At 66.5% G+C, this 25,711-nt stretch carries 11 protein-coding genes, 1 tRNA gene and 1 pseudogene; 5 read left to right on the top strand and 8 right to left on the bottom strand.

All coding sequences use genetic code 11. From position 1 onward, the window contains the following. Window positions 1-29 precede the first annotated feature (29 nt). Both ACLJEU_RS03905 and ACLJEU_RS03900 read left to right on the top strand, forming a co-directional pair. Window positions 30-839 carry an SDR family oxidoreductase gene (locus ACLJEU_RS03905; RefSeq protein WP_414660880.1) on the top strand — a complete coding sequence of 270 codons (810 nt, stop codon included), beginning with the start codon at window positions 30-32 and terminating at the stop codon, window positions 837-839. A gap of 115 nt (window positions 840-954) precedes the next feature. Further along, window positions 955-2,136 carry a hydrolase gene (locus ACLJEU_RS03900; RefSeq protein WP_414660881.1) on the top strand — a complete coding sequence of 394 codons (1,182 nt, stop codon included), beginning with the start codon at window positions 955-957 and terminating at the stop codon, window positions 2,134-2,136. Window positions 2,137-2,222: 86 nt separating this feature from the next. On the opposite strand, the gene ACLJEU_RS03895 is transcribed toward ACLJEU_RS03900, so the two are convergent. Genes ACLJEU_RS03895 through ACLJEU_RS03885 form a run of 3 tightly spaced genes read right to left on the bottom strand, consistent with a single transcriptional unit; the run spans window position 2,223 to window position 4,846 of the window. Then, the gene (locus ACLJEU_RS03895) at window positions 2,223-3,308 is read right to left on the bottom strand and encodes an HlyD family secretion protein (protein ID WP_414660882.1); all 1,086 of its coding nucleotides are present in this window, start codon (window positions 3,306-3,308) and stop codon (window positions 2,223-2,225) included. Between the two features lie 3 nt (window positions 3,309-3,311). Further along, complete coding sequence (locus tag ACLJEU_RS03890; RefSeq protein ID WP_414660883.1) at window positions 3,312-3,995, bottom strand: DUF4956 domain-containing protein; 684 nt, start codon at window positions 3,993-3,995, stop codon at window positions 3,312-3,314. Next, the gene (locus ACLJEU_RS03885; protein WP_414660884.1) at window positions 3,992-4,846 is read right to left on the bottom strand and encodes a VTC domain-containing protein; all 855 of its coding nucleotides are present in this window, start codon (window positions 4,844-4,846) and stop codon (window positions 3,992-3,994) included. The genes ACLJEU_RS03890 and ACLJEU_RS03885 overlap by 4 nt, the downstream gene beginning before the upstream one ends. 100 nt (window positions 4,847-4,946) lie before the next feature. On the opposite strand from ACLJEU_RS03885, the gene ACLJEU_RS03880 reads away from it, so the two are divergent. After that, window positions 4,947-7,775, top strand: coding sequence for an esterase-like activity of phytase family protein (locus ACLJEU_RS03880; protein WP_414660885.1), 2,829 nt, complete (start codon window positions 4,947-4,949; stop codon window positions 7,773-7,775). A 301-nt stretch (window positions 7,776-8,076) separates the two neighbouring features. On the opposite strand, the gene ACLJEU_RS03875 is transcribed toward ACLJEU_RS03880, so the two are convergent. Beyond that, on the bottom strand, window positions 8,077-11,256 hold the full coding sequence (locus tag ACLJEU_RS03875; protein ID WP_414660886.1) for a CotH kinase family protein: 3,180 nt from the start codon (window positions 11,254-11,256) through the stop codon (window positions 8,077-8,079). A gap of 169 nt (window positions 11,257-11,425) precedes the next feature. Here ACLJEU_RS03875 and ACLJEU_RS03870 point away from each other — a divergent pair, with 169 nt between their 5' ends. Further along, a complete protein-coding gene (locus ACLJEU_RS03870; protein ID WP_414660887.1) occupies window positions 11,426-13,210 on the top strand; it encodes an alkaline phosphatase D family protein in 1,785 nt (594 codons plus the stop codon). Between the two features lie 258 nt (window positions 13,211-13,468). Here the strand turns inward: ACLJEU_RS03870 and ACLJEU_RS03865 are convergent, their stop codons facing one another. Then, a complete protein-coding gene (locus tag ACLJEU_RS03865) occupies window positions 13,469-16,543 on the bottom strand; it encodes a TonB-dependent receptor plug domain-containing protein (RefSeq protein WP_414660888.1) in 3,075 nt (1,024 codons plus the stop codon). A 166-nt stretch (window positions 16,544-16,709) separates the two neighbouring features. Between ACLJEU_RS03865 and ACLJEU_RS03860 the strand changes: the two are divergent. Further along, window positions 16,710-16,961 (top strand): annotated as a pseudogene (locus ACLJEU_RS03860) (IS5/IS1182 family transposase); the annotation flags it as partial. Between the two features lie 66 nt (window positions 16,962-17,027). On the opposite strand, the gene ACLJEU_RS03855 reads toward ACLJEU_RS03860, so the two are convergent. The 3 genes from ACLJEU_RS03855 to ACLJEU_RS03845 form a co-directional block, all read right to left on the bottom strand. Continuing rightward, window positions 17,028-17,104 (bottom strand) — tRNA-Val (locus ACLJEU_RS03855). A 91-nt stretch (window positions 17,105-17,195) separates the two neighbouring features. Further along, window positions 17,196-21,626 (bottom strand): hypothetical protein, encoded by a 4,431-nt coding sequence (locus ACLJEU_RS03850; RefSeq protein ID WP_414660889.1) that lies wholly within the window; start codon window positions 21,624-21,626, stop codon window positions 17,196-17,198. A 36-nt stretch (window positions 21,627-21,662) separates the two neighbouring features. After that, window positions 21,663-25,694, bottom strand: a complete 4,032-nt coding sequence (locus tag ACLJEU_RS03845; protein ID WP_414660890.1) for a hypothetical protein — start codon at window positions 25,692-25,694, stop codon at window positions 21,663-21,665. Between the last annotated feature and the right edge of the window lie 17 nt (window positions 25,695-25,711).

Genomic DNA, 25,711 nt, shown 5'->3' with positions numbered 1-25,711 from the left:
GCGCCGGGACGTGATTGCCCTCGGGCTTCATGACGTTCGCGGGCCAGGTCGTCTGGATCACCGGCGCGTCGTCCGGCATTGGCGAAGCCGCGGCTTACGCCTTTGCCCGGGCGGGGGCGCGGCTGGTGTTGTCGAGCCGGCGGATCGACGAACTCGAGCGCGTGCGCCGTGCGTGTGACCGGGCGGACGAACATCACGTCGTCGCCCTCGACCTCGGCCGCGCCGATACGTTTCCCGCCCTCGTCGCCACCGTGCTCGCGCGTTGCGGCGGCATTGACGTGCTCGTGAACAACGGCGGGGTGAGCCAGCGGGCCCTCGCCACCGACACCACCGCGGCGATCGAGCGCGTGCTGATGGAGGTGAATTATTTCGGTCCGGTCGCGCTGACGAAGGCCGTGCTGCCCGCGATGCGCGCCCGCGGCGCCGGGCGCGTCGTGGTGGTGAGCAGCGTGATGGGCCACCTCGGCACGCCCGGGCGCTCGACCTACGCGGCGGCGAAACACGCGCTGCATGGTTACTTCGATTCGCTGCGCGCCGAACTGTGGCGGGAGGGCATCACCGTCACGCTCGTGTGTCCCGGCTACGTGAATACGGCGATCTCCGCGCACGCGCTCGGACCGCAGGGCGAACAGCGTGGGCCGGCCGAATCCACGCACCGGAGCGGCATCACCCCCGAACGGTGCGCCGCGACGATTGTGCGCGCGACGGCCCGCGGGCGCAGCGAAGTCTACGTTGGCGGCCGGGAAGTCGCCGGCATTTATCTGCAACGCTTCGTGCCGGCGATCCTGCGGCGTATTGTCCGACGCATGACATTTTCCGTGGAGGCCCGGCGGAGCTGAGCCCACGGCCCCGGGGCGTTCGGACCGCCAAACGTCGTCCGCCGCCGCGATTCGGATCGAAATCAGGGCACGCCGGCCCAACCTCCTGACGCTTCCGCGCTTCGCACCCTTTCCGATGAACCTCCCTTCTGCCATCGCCCGGCTCCCTGAACGCACGCCCGAATTCGGTGCGCTGCTCGTCCGCTGGGCGGAGATCAATTCGGGCTCCGGCCATCTCGCGGGACTGAACCGGATGCGCGACGCCCTGCGCGAGGAGTTCGGCAAATTCAACGGTGCGACCGTCGAGGAGCTGCCCTGCCCCGGGACCGCCGCGGCGCTGCGCGTCAGCGTACGCCCGGAGGCGAAAACCCGCATTCTCCTCAACGGTCACTTCGACACGGTGTACGAAGCGAACGATGCGTTTCAGCGCTGTCAGTGGCTCGACCCCGAGCGGCTCAACGGCCCCGGCGTGGCCGACATGAAAGGCGGCCTGCTCACGATTCTCGCTGCATTGCAGGCGTTCGAAGCCACGCCGCACGCCGCCGCCATCGGCTGGGACGTGTTGCTCACGCCGGACGAGGAAACCGGTTCGCATGGCAGCCGGGCGCTGTTTCTCGCGGCGCCGGCGCGCGTGCAGTTCGGCCTCGTCTTCGAGCCGGGCCGGCCCAGCGGCGACATCGTGCATTCACGGAAAGGCACCGGCGGCATGATCGTCACCGCCCGCGGCCGCGCGTCGCATGCCGCCAAGGTTCCGAACGACGGACGCAACGCGATTCTCGCGCTCGCGGACTTCCTGCTCGCGGCAAACAAGATTCCGGGGGAACTGCCCGGCGTGCTCCTCAACGTCGGCAACATCCGCGGCGGCGGGCCGGCGACGAACGTCGTGCCGGATTTCGCCGAAGCGGAACTCGATCTCCGGATCACCAAGGTCTCCGATCGCGAGCCGCTGCTGGCGCGGCTGCAGGCGATCGCGGACGAAATCAACACGCGCGAAGGTTTCAAACTCGAGCTCAAGGGCTGGTTCAACCGGCCGCCGAAAGAATGCCTGCCGCTCGAGGCGAAGGTGTTTCCCGAGTGGCAGCGCGCGGCGCACGACGTCGGCGTGGCGCCGCCCAACTGGGTGCACACGGGCGGTGCATCCGATGGCAATTTCCTGACTGCCGCCGGCCTGCCGAATCTCGACGGCGTCGGTCCGGTCGGCGATCACCTGCACAGCAGCCGCGAATTCCTCCTTGTCCCGACCGTCGCGAAGCGCGCGCAGATCGTCGCGCTGTTTCTCCACCGCGTGGCCGCCGGCGAAATCGTGCTCGCGACTTGAGCGCCTGGGAACGCAGGCCTTCGGCCGGCCTTTCGTAGCGTTTCGTAGCGTTTCGGATGCAGTCGGGACGCCTGCGCTCCCGGCTCTCAGCGCACGGTGATGTCGACGTGCTCGCCGGGGCGCAGATCCAACCCGGGCGGCAGCGCGAATTCGACGCGCAGCGCCGTTTCCGGAGCCGGTGCCGCGGGCAGGCGCATGGCGGCGATCATCGTCGGCGAGAGGACTTCGTGGGCGACACCCACCGCGGTGATTGTCGTCTGCGCGACCTTTGCCGGCAGACTGCGCGTGCGAATTTCCGCAGCCATGCCCGCCTTGGGCTGGAACGCGAGCGGCTGCCGCATGAAACCCGTCAGACGCTCCGGCTTCTGCGCAGTCACGCGCAACACCGGCTCGCCCGCGGCGACGGCCTCGCCCGTGCGGCGCAGGACGAGCGAGACGACCCCATCGATCGGCGCGACCAACGCCTGGGGCGTCAGCTGCTCTTCGGTCAGCTTCAACTTCGCCTCCTGCACCTTGATCGCGGCGGCGAGCGCCGACTCGCCGGAAAGGGCGGCGCGTTGCGGATCCGGTGCCGACGTCGACCGCGCGCCCGGGTCGATGCGATCGATGAGCTTGGCGCGCTCGCGCGCCTGGGCCTGCAGCGAGTCGCGCTTGATTTTCAGCTGAGAAAAACTGTCGTCCGTGACGAGTCCGGCGCGGTGCAAGGGCTCGGCGCGGGCGATGTCCGCTTCGATCTGCTGGATTTCGCCGAGCATCACCGCGCGATCCACCCGCTCCTTGATCCACTCGAGCTGCAGCCGCTCGAATTCAACCGCGACGCGCTTGCTGTCGGCGGCAATCAACATGCCGACCTCCGCCCGGATCACCGCGAGCGAGGCGTCGAGCAGCCGGGGGTTGACCGCCGAGACCTGGCCCACGACCTCGCCGGCCCGCACGCTTTGGTAAAGCGAGACCTTGAGACTGGAAATGACACCGGCCTGCGTGCTCCGCAGATCGGAACCCGTGGCTTCCGCCTCGGCCACGATGGCCGAGGTCACCGCAGTTTCGTTCCACATCCAGGCCACCAGCACGGCGCCAGCGATGAAGAGGACGCGGGGTAAATACAGCAGCCGGACTTCGCGCCAGCGTTGGGCGGGCGGCGTGGGAATCGGCGGGAGAGGTCGGCTGTCCATGGGCTAGATTTCTGATTCGTCGGCCGCCTGCACGCTCGACACGCGATCGACGCCCGGCAGCTCCGCCAATTCGGTGAGCAGCTCGGCTGCGCGGGAGGGATCGCGCAGCAGCACGCGGTAGGAAAGGTTCGCGGCCTCGTTGCCCTTGCCGAAGTGCTGGTTGGCCACGTGCACGCGCAGGCTGTGCCGTTGCAGCAGCTGGCCCACCGCCGGTAACTCGGACGCGGGTCGCGTCCAGCGCAGATTCAGGATCAGATCGAAACGGTGCCGCGTGCCCGACGCCGTCATCCAGAGGAAGATGAACAAACCCGACAGCGCGATTGCCCCGATTACAGAAGAGGAGAACTTCTGGGTGCCGCAACCCGTGCCGAGAATGATCACCGCCAGCACGAAACACGTGTCGAGGGTGTCGCGCAGGGCATTGCGGAAGCGCACGACGGCAAACACCGCGATCAACCCGAACGCCGTGATGATGTTGTTCGACATCACAATCAACACGAGCGCCACGAGCACCGGCAGCACGATCAGCGACACCACGAACGAGCGCGAATAGGACACGCCCGAGTGCGTGAAGACATAGACCCACGCGATCAGCTGCCCGCACAGGTAGGCCAGCACGAGGGCGATGATCAGCGCTTGGTAGCTGGTGGGCGCGGCGGCGTGATCGCCTTGGAGGAATGCATTCATTGGCGATTCGGACCGAGCGCGCCGCGCACGGCAGCCGACGCATCAAGCCACGGGGCGCTGGTGGCGGTGGAGACGACGGCGTTGCCCCATTCGAAACCGGTGAGGCGGCGCGCGACCCGCTGCTCGCCCAGCTGCTCGACGCCCTGGACATACTTCGCGGCGCCCGAGCTCTTCAACTCGAACCCCCGCACCATCTCGATCAGCCACGTCGGCATGCGATCCGTGAATTTGAGCTCGAGGATCACGAGGCCGGAGAACACCTCGATCGCATCGGGCATGTCCGTGCCGAGCTGCCAGCTGAATTCCGGCCCCATCCGCACGAAACGGTCAATCGTCACGCGCACGGTATCCTCCGGCGCGTTCAGGTACGCTTCGCGCATGTACGCATTGTGCGCCCGGGGCGCAGCCTGGAGTCGCTCCACCAGCTGCCAGAAATCGAGGAGATCCGTCCACTGCTGCGGATGCCAGCTGCTGAGATGACCCGGCCGCGGACTCTCGCCGGCGAGCAGCGAGTTCACCGCGTCGCGTTTCACCCGCGCCCGCTGTTTCACGATGCCCTCGTTGATCCGGCGCTTGATTTCGAAGCACACCGGCGAACTGGGATTATCGTCGTAGTAACGAATCCGCAGCTTGAAACGATTGCGGTCGCCGTTGTTCGCCGCGTGGTACGTGACCAGTTGGTTCGAATCCAGATAAAGCGTATGCACCGCATACGAATTGTCCGGCTTGCCCGCCGCAAATTCGTCCGGTTCGAGATAACTGCTCAGGTAGCTCCGAATCTCCAGTGCCCGTTCCTCGCTGATGATGTATTTGATTTCGCGCCGCTGACGTTGCGCTCGGTCGGTCGACATCGTGGGACGATAAGTGTACGGCGCCGGTTTTCGCGCAATCGCAAAATGCTCGGCGGAAATGAATTCGACTCTCACACGCAACAAACGAACCCTTGTCCGCATGTCGCGCCGCATCCGTCTCGTCATCGCCGTGCTCGGCCTCGGCGCCTTTGCCGTCCGCCCCGCAAGCACCGCGCAAACCCTGACCATCGGCGGAACCACGTTCACGCATCGCGGCTTGATCGGCGTGGGGCGGGTGGACGCGGACAAGCGGGACAAACTGGACGAGACGTTCGGATCGCTGTCCGGCATGGCGATCGATCTGCGGACCTGGCAGCGCACCGCGAGCGGCAATTACTCCGGCACGCTCTACACGCAGCCCGACCGCGGCTACACCCGCTCGGGCGTGACCACCAACTACCGGGCCCGGCGGCAGACCTTTGCGCTGACGCTCAAACCCGATGGCAACGGTTCTTCCAATCAGGATCAGGTGGATCTCAACCTGAATGCCACGACGCTGCTGGTCGAGGCGGACGGCACGCCGCTCACGTCGCTCGACGCGACCGTCACCGGCGCGGCCACGCGCCCCGCCTTCCCCAACCTGCCGCTGCCACAGGCGTTCAACAACCGCATCGCGATCGATCCCGAGGGTCTCGCGTTGTTGCCCGACGGCACGTTCTTCGTCGGTGACGAGTACGGTCCCTATCTCTACCGGTTCGCGGCCAACGGCACGCTGCTCGGCGCGATCCGCCCGCCGGAGGCGTTCATTCCCAAACGCAACGCCGTCGATTCGTTTTCATCGGACAGCGCGCCCGCCGGCCAGCCCGCACCGGTTCCGAGCGAACCCGCCTCGGGCCGCGAGAACAGTCGCGGCTTCGAGGGCGTGGGCGTTTCGGCCGACGGCCGCACTCTTTATGCCCTCCTGCAATCAGCGACGCGCCAGGACGGCGGCTCGAGTGGCGGCAGTCTGCGGCGCTACACGCGACTCCTCGTCTATGATGTCAGCACGCCCGCGACACCCGTGCTCACGCGTGAACACATCCTGCCGTTGCCGACGTTCACCGAGGACGGCGCGTTGCAGACCGCGCCGGTCGGCGATCTCGTGCCGCTCAGCGATCGCTTCCTGCTCGTGCTGGCCCGCGATGGCAACGGCCGCGGCAGCGACTCGACCCGCTCGCTCTACCGCGCCGTGCTCGTCTACGATCTCGGCACCGGCACGGCGAACGCCGCCACCAATCTCGCCGGCACCGCTTTCGACAACCCGAACACCGCCGCCGCACCCAACGGCATCCTGGCGGGCGCGATCACGCCCGCGACGTTCGGCGTCCTGATCGACCTCAACACGTCGAGCGAACTCGCGAAGTTCGATCTCAATAACAACGCCAACGGCAACTCCGACACGCTCGCCGGCAAATGGGAAAGCCTCGCGCTCGCGTCGGCCCTGGATGCCGCCGCGCCCGACGATTTCTTTCTCCTCATCGGCAACGACAACGACTTCTCGACCACGAACGGCTTCCAGGACGGCGCGTCCTACAAGGCCGGACTGAACATCGACACCATGGTGCTCGCGTACCGCGTCACGCTGCCCGGCACCGTCACCGCGCCGATGTTTCCCACCCAGCCGGCCAACCGCACCGTGACGCTCGGCCAGTCGGCGACGTTTACCGCGGCCACCTTCGGCAATCCCGCGCCGACGCTGCAATGGATGAAGAACGGCACTGCCATCGCCGGAGCCACCGCCGCCACGCTGACCGTGACCAACGCACAGGCGTCCGACGCGGCGGCCTACGCCGTCGTCGCCACCAACGCCATCGGCCGCACCACCAGCGCCACGGCCACGCTCACCGTCAACGGCGCAAACGCCCCGGTCTTCACCACGCAACCGGCCGCGCAGACCGTGGCCACGGGCGCGACGGTCGTTTTCAGCGCGGCCGCCACGAATTCTCCCGCGTATCAGTGGCGCCGTGACGGCGGCGTCCTCACCGGCGCGACGCGCGCGATGCTCGTCCTCAGCGGCAGCACCACGGCCCAGGCCGGCGAGTACACCGTGCTGGCCACGAACTCGTCCGGCGTCGCCACCAGCGCGGCCGCCACCCTCACCGTGCGCGCGGCGACCGCGAATGACGCGGGCCGGCTGGTCAACCTTTCCATTCTCTCCGACGTCACCACGAGCGACGTCTTCACGCTGGGCGTCGTGCTTGGCGGCACCGGCACCAGCGGCCCGAAGCCCCTGCTGGTTCGCGCCGCGGGACCCTCGCTCGCGCCTTTCGGCGTCAGCAACGCATTGACCGATCCCAAGGTCGACGTGCTGGCCGGCGCGACGGTGTTCGCCTCGAACGACAACTGGGGAGGCACGACCGCGCTGAGCAACGTCTTCGCGGCCTTCGGCGCGTTCGCCTACCTCGCGCCGTCTTCACTCGATGCGGCGGTCTACAACGCGACCACACCGGCCCGGGACTACACCGTCCAGATCACCGGCGTGGGCGGCGCGACCGGCACCGTGATCGCGGAATTGTATGATGCGACACCCGCCGGCACGTGGACCGCGACGACGCCGCGGCTGGTCAATTTGTCGGTGCTGAAACAAATCCCCGCGGGAGGCACGCTCACCGCGGGATTCGTGATTGGAGGCTCGACGGCAAAGACCGTGCTCATTCGGATGATCGGACCGCGCCTCGCGCTCACGCCGTTCAACGTTCCGGGCGCCATGGCCGATCCCACGCTCGCATTGCTCAGCGGCCAGACCGTGATTGCGGCCAACGACAACTGGGGCGGCGATGCGCAGCTCACGGCCGCGAGCACCGCGGTGTCGGCATTTGCCGTGACCGACGCTGCGAGCCGCGACGCGATGCTGCTCGTGACGCTCGCGCCCGGCAGCTACACGATCCGCGCGACCGGTGTCGCGGCCACCGGCGGCCGTGCGATCGTGGAAGTGTACGAAGTGCCGTAGTACCAATCGCCCTTTGCCTTTGGACTTTAGCCGTGGCTACGAGCGCCAGCGAGTGGCCGAACGGCCACTCGCTGGCGCTCGTAGCCACGATCGATCCAGAAGTCCAAAAGCAAGGAGCGATTGGTATAAGCCGGGACCAAGCAGAGAAGCTCCCGCGAATGACGCGAATGGGCGCGAATTGAGCCGCTGAAATTCAGCCCGGTCGTTCGCCCTGGTTGTTCACCGCTGAGTGAGGGCTACTTTCACTTCCTGCTCATTCGCGACCGTTCGCGCCATTCGCGGGCAACGGAATTGCTCCGGCTTACAGTACCTCGTACACCTCGAGCAGAATCACGCCCTCGCCATTGGCCTTGCCCGTCACCTGCAACGTGTAGCCTCCGGCGGGCAGGGTGATCAGCATCGCCGCGTCGCGACTGCCGGTCGGCAGCGCAAATGCACCCACGGCCGCAGCCGAAGTGGCAATCGCGGCCGACGTGGCCCCGCCCGCCGCCGGCGTGCTCCAGTCGTCATTGCTCGCGATGACCTTGTCGCCGCTGTAAATGGTCAGCACCGGATCCGCGAGTGTCGCGCCCACGCCGAAACTGCCAAGCGTCGGACCAATGGCGCGGATCAGAAGCTGTTTCGGTCCCGGCCCGCGCACCACCACTCCGCCGATCAGCAGACCTTCGCCGGCGCGCACGAGACCGCGGGTCGAGAGATTCAGCGTGCGACCCACGTCGGAGTCGACTTCGTACAATTCCACCAGCGCGACGCCGGTGGACGTATCCGCGCTCGAGACCCGCAGCGTGTAGTTGCCGCGCGGCAGCGTCGCGAGAATCGCGGCGTCCTTGCTGGTTTTCGAAAGCGGAAACGCCCCGACGGCCTTCGTCACGTCCGGGATATCGTCCGAGCCGGAGCCCTTCTGCCAGTCGCTGTTCTTCGCCACCTCGCGGCCCGCGGCGTCGATGATCGTGAGCACGGGTGACGCGAGCGCCCCGCCGACGCCGAAGCTGGCGAGCGTGGGACCGACACCCCGCGCCAGGTAACGTTTGCCCGCGGTGTCGTTCACGACCACGCCGGTGATCATGACGTTCTCGCCCGCACCCACGAAACCGCGGCTGGAAAGATTTGAGAGCCGCGGCGCGGGGGAAAGGGTGGTCGCAGCCGGCCCTGACACCGGGGCGCTCCAACCGCTCGAGGGCAGTTTGGCCGCGTCATAGTCCGCCCGATACGTCCGCGCGTGCACCTCGGCGGAACTCGCGAGCGTCACCGCCGTCGAGGTCAATTGCGCGGCGAGCGAAACCCGGCCGCCCACGGCACGTGGATCGGTGCCATTGACGGTATAGGCGATCTGCGTGCCCGGAACCGGCGTCAGGGTGAGCGTGCCACCCGTCACGACAAGCGACGGCGGCGGGGGAAACTGTTCGTCGATCCACGCCACGCGGCGGCTGAGCCACGTTTTCATGTGATCGATTTCACCCTGCCAGGTGCCGCCGACCTTGCTGGCGTTTTCGGGCCAGCGGGCGGCATCGCGCGCGGCGGCGGCACCGCCAATCTGCGCGGCAATTCCATCGACCAGCGACGTCAGGCTGGCGATCGAGAGTTCCGACTGCCGCAGGCCGTGCCACCGATCGATCCACGCCTGCACGAACTCGGGATCGCGCCCGAGATAACCCCACCAGCCGTATTCCCAAAAAGGCGTGGCCCCATCGCTGCCGTTCCACACGTCCGGACGCTTTGATCGATCCTCGCCGCCGTCCATCGCACGATCGTTGTCCCACATCGGCCCGGCCTGCAGCCGACCCTCGCGATCCTTGGTCAGGTACGCGCTGCGGAAAAAAGCGTCCACATTGGACGTCAGCACATTCAGGAGATGATGATCCACCCAGGATCCCCGCTCGATGAAGTCGCCGTACGTACGTTGTTGAAATCCGCCGGACCAGTCCGCGACGAGCGCGTCCTCGAAACCCTGGACATAACCTTGCACGTACTCGCGCTGCGCCTTCGGCAGCGCATTGAGTTTCGGTGTCACGATGCCGATGACGGACGGCTCGCCGGGATAGCTGCGCGTGGTGGTGAAGCCGAATTCCTCCGAGTCCGGCAGATCGACTTTCAGCAGGTAGCCGCCGGTGACGGACTTTGTGCCGGTGTCACTCGTTTCGATCGGCGTGATCGCCACCCGTTCGGGATCCACGCGCACGGCGTCGGTCAGCACGTAGATGCCGGCGTAGTCCTGGCTGTCGATGTCGCCGCCATTGGCGTTGATGAACACCTCGACCAGCTGCGTGCGCGGGGCCCAGCGGCCGATGCGGTTGCTCAGCGCATAAGTGAAGACGTTGTGGATGTACGTGCGATCGTAGCTCCACGGCCCGACCAGCGTCCACGTGTCGAACGCCGTGAGACCAAAGAGCGGCAGCGCGTTGTCGTGCCCGTTCGCGTCGTCGAGATGCAGCGTGTAGCTCTTCTTCGGAAAATTCGCCGATGACGATCCGCGCACATTCGTGGCGCCGGAACTGGCCAGGGACGGCGCCGCGGCGAGCGGCGTGTTGCCGGCGGCGGGACGATTCCACGTGTAGATCCACACGGGCTTCTCGCCCGCGGCCTTGTCGAGATCACCCGTGCCGTGAGTGTCCATGACCAGGACCGGCAGCTGGCTGGTGAACGTGTCCAGCCTCACTGCGCCACTGTTCGCGATGCGCGGATAGTGGGCCGTCGAGGGAAACCCGCGCTGCGAATTGTCCGCCGAGAACACCGTCGCCCGCACCACGGACGAGGCGCTGATCGGAATTGGCCCGATGTACTCCGGCGAGGTCGCGGTCGGTTCCGGCGCCACGAGGCCCGCGGCGGTCGCCGGCGTCACGGTATACCGAATACGCTGTCCGGCCGAAGCCCCGCCCAGGGTGAGCGAAAACGATCCGGTGAACGGCCCCGAGACGCGCGAGAACGCCACGCGCTCGAGCGGCAGCAGGGTCGCGGCCCCGCCGTTGCGCGCACCGGGGGTGGGCGTGCGAAAGAATCCGGTCTGGGCGGCTTCGCCGGCCACCGTCGGCTGCGTCACGCCAAAGGACACGTTCGGGTATTGCGCCGGAAATTTGGGCGCAAACTCGCTCGCCACGGTCCCGTCGGGTTTGATGAGCGCGAGATACTCACCGCCACCTTCGAGCGCGAAGTTCGTGTGCAGCGGCAGCGCCGGATCGCGCCGGTTCTTGTCGGATGCAAACACCACGAGATAGCCACCGGGCGCGATCGTCACCGCGGGCAGTTTCCACTTCTCCTTGTTGCCGGCGTTGTCGGTCAGATACCAGCCGTCGAGGCTCACCGCCGCGGCGTCGGGGTTGTGCAACTCGATCCAGTCGGAGAAGTCGCCGTCGCTGTCGGCGAGCGAGGCCGAATTCAGCGCCAGAAACTCTGAAATGACCGGGTCGGCGAATGCCCCCGGGACGACGCAGGACAACAGGAGCGCGGCGACGACGTCGCGCCGGGGTAAGAGGAAGCGGGCCATGGAAAACACCTGGAGTGGAACGCTCTCGGTCGCGGGAAGCAACGCCGTCCACCGTCATCGACCGAGTTTGTTGCGTGAGGTTCACAACAATGTAACATTGAGTGCGACGACTCCGTCGGACATCCTTCCAGCCCACGGGCTACTCATCGCCCGTTTCACGCCTCCCCCTTTGGACCTGCCACATTTCCAGACACACGCGACGTTTTCGTTCGCCCGCGGCGCGGCCCGGCTGGGGCTGCTGTTGGTTTTCATCGGCAGCGCCGCCCTTTGGGCGCAGCCCGGGTCGCCGTTCGTCAGCGGTGCCTGGAGCGGAAACGTGTCGCCCACCTCGGGCACGGTGTGCATCCGACTCATCGCTCCGGGTCAGCGCGTGCGTCTCGCCGTCAGCACCAGCGAACAGCTGACCTCGCCCGTGTTTTCACCGGTGGTCACGACCGCCACCGGGACCGGTAACGCCGTCAAACTCACCGTCGGCGGCCTGCTGCCCAACACGCGCTATTTCTACGGGGTCGAGGTGGACGGTCTGCTGCGGCCGGAGCCCGGTTCACGCGGCCGTTTCCGCACCTTTCCCCAGGGGGCGGCTTCGTTCAAGGTCGCGCTCGTCGGCGACACGGACTACCGGTTCGCCGATCATCGCGGGGCCGACGCCGTCCTCGCCGAGGATCCGCTCCTGCTGCTTTACAACGGCGACCTGCACTATGCCGATCTGACGTCGACGGTGACGGAGGACTACCGGGTCCAGTTGGACAACACCACGCGGCATCCGAACATCGGAGCAATGCTGCGCGGCGCGCCGATCGCCTACATGTGGGATGACCACGATTTCGCCGGCGGCGACAACAGCGACGGCACCGCGGTGGGCCGCGATGCCATCCGCGCCGCCTACCGTGAATGCGTTCCCCACTACCCGCTCAACGTCGGCGACGGCACGATCGGCCAGGCGTTCACCGTCGGACGCGTGCGGGTGATCATGACGGATCTCCGCAGCGCGTCGGAGCGCTCATCAAACCCTGAGACCAACAAAACCCGGATGGGCGTCGCGCAGAAGGCCTGGTTCAAGCAGGAGCTGATTGCGGCGCGTGACGCGAATTTCCCACTCGTGGTCTGGCTGAGCTCCGTGCCCTGGATTGCGCCCGCGCAACTCGGCGACGACTCCTGGGCCGGCTACGCCTCCGAACGCGAGGAGATCGCGAATTTCATCCGGGACAACCGCGTGAGGAACGTCGTGGTCTATGCCGGCGACATGCACGCGATGGGCTACGACGACGGCGAACACTCGGACTACGCGTCGGGCGGCGGCGCCCCGCTGATCGTATTCCACGCGGCGGCTCTCGGCGCGCCACCGAACGAAAAGGGCGGTCCGTACAGCGCCGGACCGTTTCCGGGCACGCTCCAGTACGGTTTGCTGGAAGTGAACGACACTGGCGGGACTACCATCCAATGCCGGGTCACCGGCAAGCGCGTGGGCGAAGGCGCCAAGTTCGTCTACCAGTTCACCGCGTCGGCCCTCGCGATCGACGGGCGCTCCCTGCTGGTGAGCGATCCCAGCAGCGACCGCGCACTGATCAATATCTCCACTCGTGGACGCATCGGCGCGCCCGCGGAAACCCTCATCGCCGGTTTCGTGATCGCGGGTCGGAATCCCCGCAACATCCTGCTGCGCGCCGTCGGCCCCTCGCTGGCCGCGTTCGGCGTGACCGGCGCGCTGCCGCGACCGGTGCTGACGCTCTTCAAGGGCAACACGGTCGTCGCGAGCAATGACGACTGGGGCCTCGCCGATTTTCCGCGCCTTACTGCCGCATTCGACCGCGCCGGTGCGTTTCGTTTCGCGAGTCAGACGAGTCGCGACGCCGCCCTGTACCTCGCCCTCGAACCCGGTGCCTACACGCTGCAGACCGCCAGCGGCGACGGCAGCCCGGGCAACGTGCTGGTCGAGATCTACGAGGTGCCGTAAGCGGACCCGTTCAGTTGCCCGCGAAGCACGCGAACGGACGCGAATTTCAGCGGCAGGACGCGTCCGGACATTTTGCAGTGAAGTTCACCGTCAGGTGAGAGCTCATAACAACTTCTCGAACACGCAAAATCCGCGCCAACGGTTGGCTGGCAGCGCTCGGGGGATTGAAATGATTTCACGTCCTCTCATTCGCGACTGTTCGCGTGATTCGCGGGCCATTGGATCCTGGCTCAGGCGGCGGGTCGCGCCCCAGCCGCCTCAGAACGTCAGCGAGTTCGTCCACACGTACATGCGCGGCTGCCCGTAGAAGCTCACCGCGAGATTGGCCGGGACGGTGTAGCCGGATCCATTGTTGGGCAGCGTGCCGAGCGAGTAGGTGTTGAACAGGTTCTCGACGTTCACCTGCGTCGTAAAACCGAAGCGCCGGCCGAGCTTGCGGCGGTACGAGACGATCAGATTGGTCTGCAGCGTCTCGGGCGCGCTGAAGAGTTCCCGGCCGCCGCCCGGCGTATTGTAATAGAACGTACGGTTCTTCATGCCGACGGCGACCGTGCCGCCGACGCCGAAGCCTTTCAGCCAGTTGTCGGCCGTGAAGGTGTAGTTGTTCGTCAGCACGAAACGATACTGCGAATAGCCGACGGTGTACTCGCCTTTCCGGGCGACGACCGCGCTGCCCTTGGTGCCGTTGGGATCCGACCAGAAGTAAGGAATGTCGGAGGTGGCGAGACCGGTCACGCCCGTGAGCGCCGACCCGTTCGGCCCGACAAAAAACTGCAGCACGCGCCGCAGATTGCTCGTCTGCAGGCGGCCATTGTCGTCGGCCGGCTGTGCCCAGTACGGATTGTTGCGATCGTTCATCATGGCGACGGTGAGCGGCGCCCAGGTGCCCTGGTTCTGGATCGTCGCGGGATCGATCTGGCGGTTGAGCGTGGCGATGTTCGCGGTGATGACGGTGGGATCGACCGGCACGAGCACGGGCGCGCCATTTTGATACGTGACCGCGCCGCCCCGCACGTAGAACTGATCGTTCCAGAGAATCGGATACGTTTTGTTAGTCAGGTTCTGGCCGTCGCTGGTGGTGGCGGCGAGGCGGACGCGCCAGTTGGGCGTGGGACTCGCCGTGAGGATGACCTCGAGCCCGCGCGTGGTGCGGTCGAGATTGATCCACTGGTTCTTCGCGCCGGCCGGACCGTTGTGCGCACCGTTGAGGCCGGTGGGATTGATGAGGTCGCGCACGCCGGTGCCGGCGTTGATCATCTCGTCCTTCGAATCGGTCATGAAGTACTGCACCGAACCCGACAGCCGGCCGTCGCGGGAGTTGAACTTGAGACCGATCTCCTGACCGGTGCCGCTCGACGTGCGGGGGGCGTTGCCGAGCGGGTCGTTGGCGTTCACCAGCGCGGTGTTGTAGGTGCTCGAAAAACTGTAGAAGGCGCGGAGCCAGTCGCGCACCCCGACGTTCACGCCGAGATTGGTGCTCTGGTTGGACTTCGTGCTCTCGGCCCACGGCTCCGTCACCGTCGTCGTAATGTTCGGCGTGCGCTTGTACGTCTCGTTGCCGCGGAGGCCGACGAGCGTGCCGATGCGATCGCGGAAGAAGCTCGTGTAGTTGGAAGCGTAATACCCCGTCACGCGGTTCTGCCAGTTGTGGCCGTCATTATTCTGGCCGCTGACGCCGGGGAGGCCCGCGAGCTGGGCGAGTCCGAGCGGATTGTTCGCCCGCACCCAGGACGGATCGCGCGGGTTGTTGGCCATGCGCACGTAGTTCTGGCCGCCGGTGGAGATGCGCGGCGCGAGCCACCCACCCTGCACGTACGGCTTCTTGACCGGGCCGCCGCCCACCGGCCACCAGAGGCGCGGCATCGGCGTGCGTCCAAGGTTGGAGGGAATCGCGGGATTGTAGACGACGTTGAAGTTCGAGTCGGCGAGATAGTAGCCGTAGTCGGTCGGACCGGAGTCGGCCCATTCGATGTCGTAACCCACGAGCGTCTGACTCTGGGCCGAGCCGCGGAACAGCTCGGTGGTTGCCATCGCCGAGCCGCGCACGGCCCAGCGGCGCGTGGGCTGCTCGACATCCGCGAAGGTGCCGCCGTTGGCCCACTCGTTGAGCGGATTGCCGTTGAGCAGCGGCGCACTGAGATTGGCGATGCCGCCGTTCGCGCGATCGGAGAGATAATCGTTGTAGAGCACGTTGAACTGCGACGAGAGCCACTTCGTCCACACCGTCTCGGCTCCGACCGAGAAAATCTTGTTCGTCACGTACTCGCTCGCGGCCCACCCGGCCCACGAGTTGATGTTGTCCCAGGTCAGCGTGCCGTTGGCGATGGCTCCGCGCGGCCACGGCTGGCCGGTCGCGGGGTTGATGGCGCCGGCGAGGTTGTTGCGCAGCAGATACGCGAGACCGAAGTTGTGGCGCGGATCGGTCGCGGCATTGGTGAACGCGATGTTCTCCTGATTCGTGTTGATGATGCGCTCGTTGACCGTCTGCTGGCCCTGCACGCGCACCACGGTGCGCAACGGCGTGAGCTTGAAGGCGACCTGGCTGTAGAAGCCGCGCGTCTCGTAGCCGATGAACACCCGGCGGTACTTCTGCGAGTCGTCCAGCAGCGTGAAGCGCACCGCGACGTTGTCCGCGCCCCAGTTGTAGTCGAACTGCGCCTGCTTCGAGCCGTACTGATCGATGCGGTAACTCGTGGTGCCCTTCCGCTGGTTGAAGTTCGCGCGCTTCGACACGGTGTTGACCGTGCCACCCGCGCCGCCCGCGCCATACAACAGGCCCTGCGGCCCACGCACGACCTCGGCCCGCTCAACGTCGAAGGTGCTCGAGATGCCGACGGCCGTCGTGCCGAAATTATTCGCCGGACCCGTCGCGGAAAATCCGTCGCGATGCACGGCCCCGCCGCTGACACCCCGGATGCCGATCGTCTGGTTGCCCACGCGATCGCCGGGCTGCTGCGACAACGCGTCCGAGTCGGGATTGGACATCACCGTGCCCGCACCGGCGCCGTAGCCGTTCAGCATCTCCTCGATTGAGGTCGCACTGATGTCGCGCATGAAATCCTCGGTGAAGATGTCGGCCGACACCGGCACGCGGTTCAGCGCAGTGTTGAACTGCGTGAGCGAATTCGAATTGAGGGCACCGTAGCTGTTGTCGGTGTCGGCCTTCACCTCGAACGGATTCAGCTGAATCAACGACTCGGCCTGCTTGCTGCCGGCGGAGGAAGGTGCGAGCGGCGCGCCGGTGGTCGGCGCAAGCGTTTGGGCACCGGACAAGGCGGCGAAGGCAAAACCAAGCAGCGCGAACGCGCAGACGCGGGTAGCAGTCAGGGGCATGGCAGGGAGGGGGCTGGGGTGCCGCCCCGATCATCGGCAACGGCGGCGGTGAACAACGCAGACTCGCGGGCCGAGGCAATCGCGAAGTCGCCGCGCCCTCAGCAAGAGTGTGCCGTTAAGAGATGGCCATCGTAAGGAAAGTGGTGGGACACGATCAAAAGGAACCCATCACGCGACAAGGGACCGCTTCACCGCGATCAACGCGGACCTCGCCGCACGCGGCCTGCTGCTGCGTGAGGGCACGCTCGTGGGTGCCACGCTCATCGCCGCGCCGTTCTGGACCAAGAACGAAAAACGCGCACGCGATCCCGAAGTGCCTCAAACGAAGACGGGCAACCCATGGCATTTCGGGCTGAAAGCGCACCTCGAAGCGGACCGGGATAACGAGCTGATGCACGGGATCGTGGTTACCGCAGCCCAGGACTTGTTCTTACCTCCATTCTTACTACGGAATAGAAATCCCGTAAGCAGCTAAGCTGCAAAATGGTGGACGCTGGCGGACTCGAACCGCCGACCCCCTGCGTGTGAAGCAGGTGCTCTAACCAACTGAGCTAAGCGTCCAACGTGAGCCGCGAAACGTGAACAGCGGCCTGCAGCGAGGCAATTCTGTTTTCGGAATATTCGCCGACAGGTTCCGCTGACGAAATCCCGCTCACGCCGGGACCGTCGTCAACGTCACGATGTCCGCATAAACCAGCCTCCGCGCCAACGGAATGAACTCCTGCGCCCCCGGCGTCGCCTTGAAGTAGACCTCCTGCTCCCGCACCACCAACCGCCGCGGCCGCGTGTCGTTCGTCGGCGGCAAGGTGACATCGCCCTCCCATAGCGGCGTGATCAGGAGCACGCCGGGAGTGATCGCCGTGATGTCGCCAATCGTGTCCGTCACCTTTACCCCGGGCGTGACCTTCACAGTTTCCCCGAGCTTCACCTTGGGCAACGCCCGGCTTCGGCCGGATACTTTCGTCACGACACTAGGATCGCGGATCACCGGTGACGCCGGGGGCGGCGGCGGTTTCGTCACCGTGACACCACTCAAAGGCTCCCAGCTGAAATCCGGCGCCGCCGGATCCGTCAGCGACTCGACCACAACCGTGTACTCGTTGAGCCCGGGCCGGGTCGACGCCTCCGCCGGTTCCGCCTTCGGCAAGACCACTCCGGGATTCACGGCGGTGATGCTGGGATTGGTGGCCGTGATGCCCGGCTGCGTCGCAATCTGCAGATCACCGGGCTTGAACGCCTGCACGACCTGCGCCGCGGACAGCGGCTGCTGCATGATATCGCTCACCGCCGCGGGCGGCTGCACGTTGCCCGCAGTCTTCTTCAGCGCCCCGAGCGAACGGAACACGCGACTCGCACCGGTCTCGGTCGGCGCCTGGCCGAAGATCCGCACGCGCACTTTGTTCGGGCCAATCCACCGCACGTCGAGCGTCCGGTCCGGCACAAGCTGGATGAAGTCGGTCATCACCACGCGCGACAGATGGCAGTCCTCGATCGACCAAGGCTGAAACCGCGCCAGCGCGAGCCGCACGAATGGAAAATACGACGAACCCGCGTGCACCACGAGGTCGGCGAACCAGAGCTTGCGCTCGGGATCGAATTCCACCGCGTGACCGGCCACGGCGAAGATATCCTGTGCGTCGCCCAGTTCCTCGACGCTCACGTTCGACCGCGTGTCGACCGCCAGCGGAAACGCCGCGAGCGTCGGGCTCGACGACGGAGTGTTCGACTCGAAGGCCGGATCCTTGCCCCATTGGGTCACGTACGGCTTGTGCTCGTTGGCAACCGCGCCGGGCTTGAACACCACGCCGAGCCGCTCGCTGTCACCCGACGACCACCACGGACGCTCGAGGTAAACGCGCAGGCCGTTGCCACGCCGGACGCGGATGAGGCCGTTGTTCGGCAGCACGGTCTCCTCCCAGCGAAAGGTGGGAATCACATACACGGGCCGTGGCGCCGACGGCCGCGCCGAACTCGGCACAATGATTTCCACCTGCGCACCGACCCGCGTGATCGCCGCCTCGCTGCGCGTGATCTCAATCGGAAAGTACTCCCGGAAGCGCGTCGTGCCTTTCAACCGATACTTAACCCGGCGGTGCTTCGTATCGCCAAACTCATGACGCAGCGGCTTGCCGCCGCGCAGAAACAGACCGGTGACCGGCACGTCGAAATGATCGTTGTAAGCCGGCTCGATTCCGAGTTCGGCCACGTGGCCGCTGCGCTGCAGGATCTGCCAGCTCGGCTCGGCGGGATCGTCGATCGGCTCATGCCAAGCCCCGAGCACGTCAACCTTCGCCGTGCTCTTCACGCTCAGGTGCCAGCGTCCGCGCAGCGACGCGAAGGTGTCGCCCATGAACCGCGACGCGCTCCACGTTTCAATCGTCGGCGGACACAACGGCCGCTGCACCGCATGCACGAGCGTCAGCGTCCGCCACGGCGTGAACATCCAGTGGCGGCCGGTGAGAATGAGCGCACGATTCGCCGCCGACAGCGCCCCGCGCTGCTGGAGGATTTTCCACAGGCCCATCGTCTTCGCCTCCGCCTCGCCGGGCAGCAGGCAGCTGTAACGCACCGTGGTCATTACCCCCTTTGCCTGGAACACCGTCAGCACCCGCGTCGCCGCATCCCACTTCGGCTGGCCGTCATCGGCAAACGTCTGCGTGCACTCGCTCAACGTGCCCATCCGCTCCACCAGCCGGACCCGGAACGGCCGCGCATCCGGCCACGTGCCTTCGAACAGCACAACGAACGGCAACGCCGCATTCCACCCCGGCAGCCCCATGAACACCACGCCCGCTGCAAACGGATCGGGCAGGTACGGCACGATGAGATCGGCTTCCTTGTGCAGGACATACTCGCCCTGCTGCAACGCATCGCCCGGCTGCCGCGCAGGATCGTCGAGGTCGGTCGACGCCGCGCCGCCCGGCGCCACGAGTTCGAGGTCGAGTCCGGGAATCGGCTCCTCCACCCCGGTGTTCAGGTTGACCATCGTCTGCGACAGGAACGTCGCCGCCTCGCGCTGCGCCAGCCGGAAACCCTTCGCGTGATCGCGCCCCGGCCCGATGAAGTCGTCGAAACGGCCGTGCATCTCCGCCTCGAGCTGCGAGATCTTCGGCGGCGCCACGTGCCGCTCGTTCGCGGCCGCGTACGCGTAACCGCCCCGCGCCGCACCCGTGAGCCCCATGCGATCCCGGACGCCCTCGAGCGCGTCGAGGACGTGCGGGAGCGTCGCATAGGCCGCCGCCGTCTGATCGAAGTCGCTGCGGATGACGAGATGCTCCAGCGACTCGCCCTCGGCGACCCGCGCGCGCAACAGGATCGCGGGCGACGGCACAGGCTCGAAACGCGTGTATAAGAACGGCTGTGACGCGTAGGTTTCGTCCGCCGCACCGAGCTCGATGCTGTTGCCCGCGATGTCCACCACCCGCACGCGCAGCCGGTAGCGCCGGCCATACCGCAGCCGCGGCAACGAACCCGCCGGCACCTTGAATCGCGTCGCGATCCCAAACTGCGTCCCCGCATCCTCCGGCGGCACCACCGGTCCGTCCGCGGTCGGATCCGCCGCGAGGGTCTTGCCGGGGCGTGACGCCACCAGGCTCCAGCCGTCGAACTGCGCGAGCCGCTCGTGCAAATACAGATCGCGGGGCGCGCCCGGCTCGTTCCGCGAGGCCGAGGCGCTCTTCAAATAACCTTCGTCGCGCAGGTTGACCTCGAGTTTCCCGCGTTTGGAAAAGAGGTAATTTCCCTCCCGCAGACAGAGCGTGTGCCAACGCGCCGAGGCATCATCCCACACGTCGACGCGATAGCCGCGGACCAGGTCATCCGCCGAGAATTCAGGCCGGCCCGCCGCCGCAAACATCGTGTTGGCCTGCGCCGCGCGCACGAGCTGCGCATGCGTCGTGACCGCGCGGCCCGTCTTGTACAGCGACAGTCCGCTCGTGCGCAGCGCCGGCAGCGCCGCGCGATCGGGCGTGCGATAGTTGGTCACCGCCTGATCGTCCATGCGGACCAGCGTGCCCGCCGTGTTGAGCGTCTTCAGCGCGCTGCCATCGAGATCGAGCTGCGCGACCAGGTAGGCTTTCTTCTTGTTCTCCGCCGGGTTCACGTCCGCCACGTCCCGCAGATCAAGGTAACCCGTGCTCAACTCCGCGTTGACGCCACCGCCAGCGCGGGTCCGAAAGCGCGTCGCATCGAGCAAGTACGACGTCCACGGCGGCACGTCCGGTTGGTGCCAGGGGGGCGGAAGATGCGGATCGCTCCACGCCACTTCCACGCGCACGCGGTTCTGCGCCGGCATTGCCGCCGTCTCCACCCAGGCGTAGTCCAGCACCAGGCCGAGCCGGCGCATCAGCCGCGGGTAGTCGGCGAGCGCCGCGAGGCACTGGTGAAAATCGAACTTCGGCGCCACGGGCCGCGGCGGGGCCAACTCCGGCTTCGGGTGCTCCAAGTACGGATTGTCGCCCGCGGGCTTGGGGCGCTCGTAGAAACGGCCGGCCTGAAAGAACGCGAACTCCGCCTCGGAGAAACCGCTCGGCGTCCCCGTGACGACCTTCGTCTCCTTGAGGATGACATCGAGCCGCTTGTTGCGGCCCGCGCGCACTTCGGGGCTGCTCAACGCGCCCAAATCCTGTTTGAGCCGCACGAGCGGCGAGTGACCGCTCGGATCGTTGCGCGGGGGAAACTCACCGCCGTGATCGGCCCCCGTGATTCCATAGAGATCGTGCAGGTAGCTGTACACTTCCCCGGCGGGAAAACTCCGAATAACTTCGTCCTTCAGGTCGGTGAACGCATGGCCGCGCACAAACGTCGTCCGGTCGAAGAGCTTCGCCCACAGCGCCGAGTCGAGCGGATCCTGGTCGGGCAGCGGGATCAGTTCTCCGCCCGCCCCGTTCCCAAACACGAGCTTCAGCTTCAGGCTCGCGACGACCTTCGGCCAGTCCAGGAACAGCGCGAACGGCTTCAGGGTCTGGTCGGCGTCGGGCACCAGCCGCGGTGACACATAAACGGATACGCGCAGGGCCGGCTTGCCGTTCAGCGTGATGCGCCCGTACGGAACGGTGGTCCAGACGATCGATTGGGAGGGCATGGCGGAGAGGGGGATGAACGTTGGGTGCGGCGCGGCTTACGCCGCATAGGCTTCACAGTACTCCTGCCACGGCTCGACGTGCGCGCCGGTCGAAGGATCATCGTAGGGTGCCATGATCTGCAGGAACGACGGATCGCCGTTCGCCCCGGCGAGCTTCTTCTCGCAGACAATTTCGACGCTCGCGCTGAAGAAGAGGATTTCGATCTCGATGATCAGCGAGGCGCGGCCCACGCACTTGCCGGAGGCGAATTCGTAGCGGAGTTCCAGCGCCAGCTCGAGCGAGGCCGTGATCAACCCGAGCACGCTGACGCGGCCCTTCAGGTTGAAGTAGCCCGTCAGCGAAGCGTCGGTGGCCTCCATCCGGTAATAGATGCCGGCCATCACGCTGATGCTGCCGCTGGCCACGCCGAAATCGATCGACGCCGCCGCGCCAAATTCAAACGCCGCCTCGAGGATCTGCACGCCGGCCGGCGTGACGGTGACGGCGAAGAAGCCGCCGCCGCCGAAAATCCACACCGTGAGTCGGAACGGATCGCTGCGTTCGCAGAAGTTGAAACGCACGCTCAGCGGCTGCTGCCCGAGGAACGGTACCGTGAACGAGGCGCCGAGGCTGAGGTTGCACAGGCTGAACACGCCGATCGCGATGTTCGGCAGCCCGATGGAGAACCCGGCCTCAATCCCCTGCTCCGTGACTTCGAGATAAGGCGGATCGCTGAAGCCATCGAGCGGAATGAGCGAGCGCAGCGACTCGACGAAGCTGAGCACGCCGACGAACTCGATGCCGCCGAAGTCGACGTTGACGTCCGGCTTCTTCCGGCTGCTCGCCGTGAATTCGATCTTCTTGAAGTGCAGCTTCAGGAACGTCTCCGGCGCGATCAGGTTCAGATCGAATCTCTGCAGGCGGCACGCGACGTCGAACGACGGCTCGCTGCCCGCACCGGCAGCCGACATCTCGACGGCGATCACCAGCCCGCCGCCCGGCAGCACTTCGAAGATCGGATTGCTCGACGGCCAGCTCTTCAGGTCGGGCTTCCACTCGAACTTGATCCGCATCTCGCTCAACGCCTCGAGCGTGTCGGCGATCTGATCCGCCATCGCGATCACGTCCGCGGCCTGCTCAAGCCCGCCACTCAGCTTGGTCAGCAATTGCAGCAGCTGCGTTTTGGCAAACGCCACCGGTTCGGGCGCGGCCACGGTCGCGAGCGGCGCCTGCAGGGACTTCGCCGCCGCCACCAGCGCGTTGAACGCCGCCTTGAACGCATCGCGCTTCGCGCCATTCAACGGATCCGTGAGCAACGCGCCGAGCGTCGTGATGACGTCACCGGCCGCGTTGCTGACCGCCGTCAGCTGCGCCCCAAGACCGGCCAGCTGTCCTTGCAACGTGGAGACGTGACCGAGCATCCGGTTCGCATCGTCGATCAGCCCTTCCGCGGCCGAGAGACTCTCACTGACGAATCGCGGCAATTTCGACAGATCGCCGAGACCGACGAAGCTCAGGATGTCCGTGATTTTGATGCAGCCGAAAAGCTTCGGCAGCATGTCGCCCAGGTTGTTGAAGAAGTCGGCCGGATCGAGTCCGTCCTTGGCGATCTTGTCGATCGTCCCGCCGACCGGCCCGAGCGAACGCGACAGGCCCGAGATCGAGATGTTCGGCGCGAGCAATGCGCCGGATCGATCGCCGTGCGAACTGAAATCGACCTTGCTGGAACCCGACGTAATCAGCTCGAGAAAGACCTCGCCGGGATTCTTGTTCGCGCCGCTCGGCGCGAACCCGCCCTTGAGGAACACCGCGGGAAACTTCACCTCGGGCGCGGACTGATTCTTCGTGAGATGCTTCAGCGACGGCACCGTCACCGCGGCATTCTGCATCGCCGGCACGAGCTTGCCGTTCACGGCGTGCAGCTCGAACTCCATCGTCCGCACCTCGAAGCTTGTGTCACCCGGCTTGTTCGTCGGCGCAAACTGCACGCGCTGTCCCGCCAGATCCACGCGGCGGAACGTCTCGAACGGCGCGTGCGTCGAGTAACGCGCGGCCAGCAGCTCGGCCAGCGGTTGCGGGATCAATTCATTGCCGGGCGTCAACTTCTCGTCGCCCACGAAGAACAGCGGCGCAGTCGTGTCGATCTTCGCGCCCGACTCATCCTCGAACTGCAGATGAAACCGGAACGCCGGGCCGCCGACGTGCGGCCAGAAAATCGACTGCGCCTCCGGATTGTTGCCGCTCACGGTTGCGACTACGGCGCATTTTCCAAGTTCGGGCAGCTCGAGGTTCGGCGTGACGAGCGTCGTCAGCCGCGCCGACTTCAACGGCAGCTTCAGGTCGAGCGAGTCGCCGCTCACCTTGAAGCCGGTGTTGCCGATGACGCGATACGGCTCACGCACGACGATGAACATCCGTTGCCGCAGGAATGCGGGATTGCCCGCCACGCCCGGGTGGAACTTGCGCTCGGTCACCTTCACCAGCGACGCGCGATGCCCGAACGGATACAGCGCGCCCGCGTACACCACGCGCACGTAATGATCGCGGCCGAGCGTCGCCCGGTGCCGCCACTCCTCGACGCTCAGCGGCGCCGGCGGATCCCACGCACCACGGATGTTCAGCCACGCGCCGAGCGAGCTGAGCATGAGGCGGTCGACGTCGATCGGCAGCGGCTTGTGCCGCCGCTTCGGCTGCGTGTTCGGAATGAACAGCTGATGATTTGCCGAGAGATGGACGAGGTTGTGCCGGTCGAAGCGATCGAGCGACGCCCGGAACGGACTCGGCGGCACCGGATGCGACGGGATCGTAAAGGGATCGTCGATGTTGGCGTCGGGCGACCAGATTGCCCGCACCGCGCGGCGAAAATCATCCGCCTCAGTCACCCCGCCCGCGCCGCGCACCGCCAGCCGCGTGTGCCAGAGCTCGACGCGCGACGACTGTGACGACTCCACCGGGTTCAAAGCGTGCACCCACGCGCCATAGACATTGGGCGAAAGAATCACGCGCGTCGGCGCCTCGATCGCCGTCTCGGTTTCCTCGGGCAACGCGAGCTTCGGCAGAATCGCCAGCTTGGTCCACAGATCATCGACCTGCGCGATCTCCGCCTGCGAGGCGAGGTCGCGCGCGAGGGGCGAACGCTTCGAGTACCACCGATTGCGCGTCTCGGCCAACACCGTCGCCGCCACCGCCTGTGTCGCCGCCGCCCGCACGGCCGCGCGGCTCAGCTTCGCGGCGCCCGCGGCGACTTTCTTCGGGGCCACCGCCACCCGCGGGGACACCTTGCCGACCGCAACGGACGAGATCGACGGCGACGTGAACACACTCGTGGCAATCGTCGTTTCCCAGCCCGGACGCAGCGTGAACTTGGGTTCCGGGGGCGTGGCCGACGCCGCGACGCTCAGCTCGGAGTTGCGACAGCAGTCGAGCACGGCCTCGAGCGTGTACGGCAGCGCGGAGAAGTTCGCCGCCAGCCGAAACACCAGCCGGCTGGAATCAGCGAGGCGCGACTGCACCGGAATCGAGCCGGCCGTCGGCTCCTCGGGCCCGGGTGGACTCGCCTTGTCCGGATCCGTCGCCTGCGGCGGCGCGCCGGGCGGCGGCCCCTGCAACGGTGCTTCCGGCGCATCTTCGAAAAACGCCTGCTCGAGCAGATGCTGCGGCGGAAAACCCACCACGATGTACGACGGTTTGTTCGCCACCGTGCGCACCAACTGGCGCGAGCCATCCGGCATGGACTGCACCCGCAGATTGAAAAACGTGAAATCGAGGACGAGCAGATCCCGCGGACGAATCACGCGCCGCGTGAATTTCACCGCGAACACGCCGGGATTCACCGGGGTGACCAGCACCGGCCCGGTCGACACGCCGACATCGGGCGTCACGCTGACGCCCGGCTTCACCGGGGTGGTCGCGGTGCCGACCTTCGGGACGACGGCAATCGTCGGAGCCGTCGCGGTCGTGACTGCAATTGGGCGCGTCACCGTGGTGGTGGCCGTGAGGCGCGTCGCCCGACTTGGGCTGACCTGCTTTTTCTTCTGGGCGCGGGGCGCTGCTTTTGCGCCCGAGCTGCGACGGGATTTCTTGGCCACGGCGAGGTCCTCCAGGA

This window comes from Terrisphaera buseokensis (genome assembly GCF_047521145.2).
Classification (GTDB): Bacteria; Verrucomicrobiota; Verrucomicrobiia; order Opitutales; family Opitutaceae; genus ER46.
Note: the sequence above shows the minus strand (reverse complement) of the source record. Positions and strands in the feature narration are given on the sequence as shown.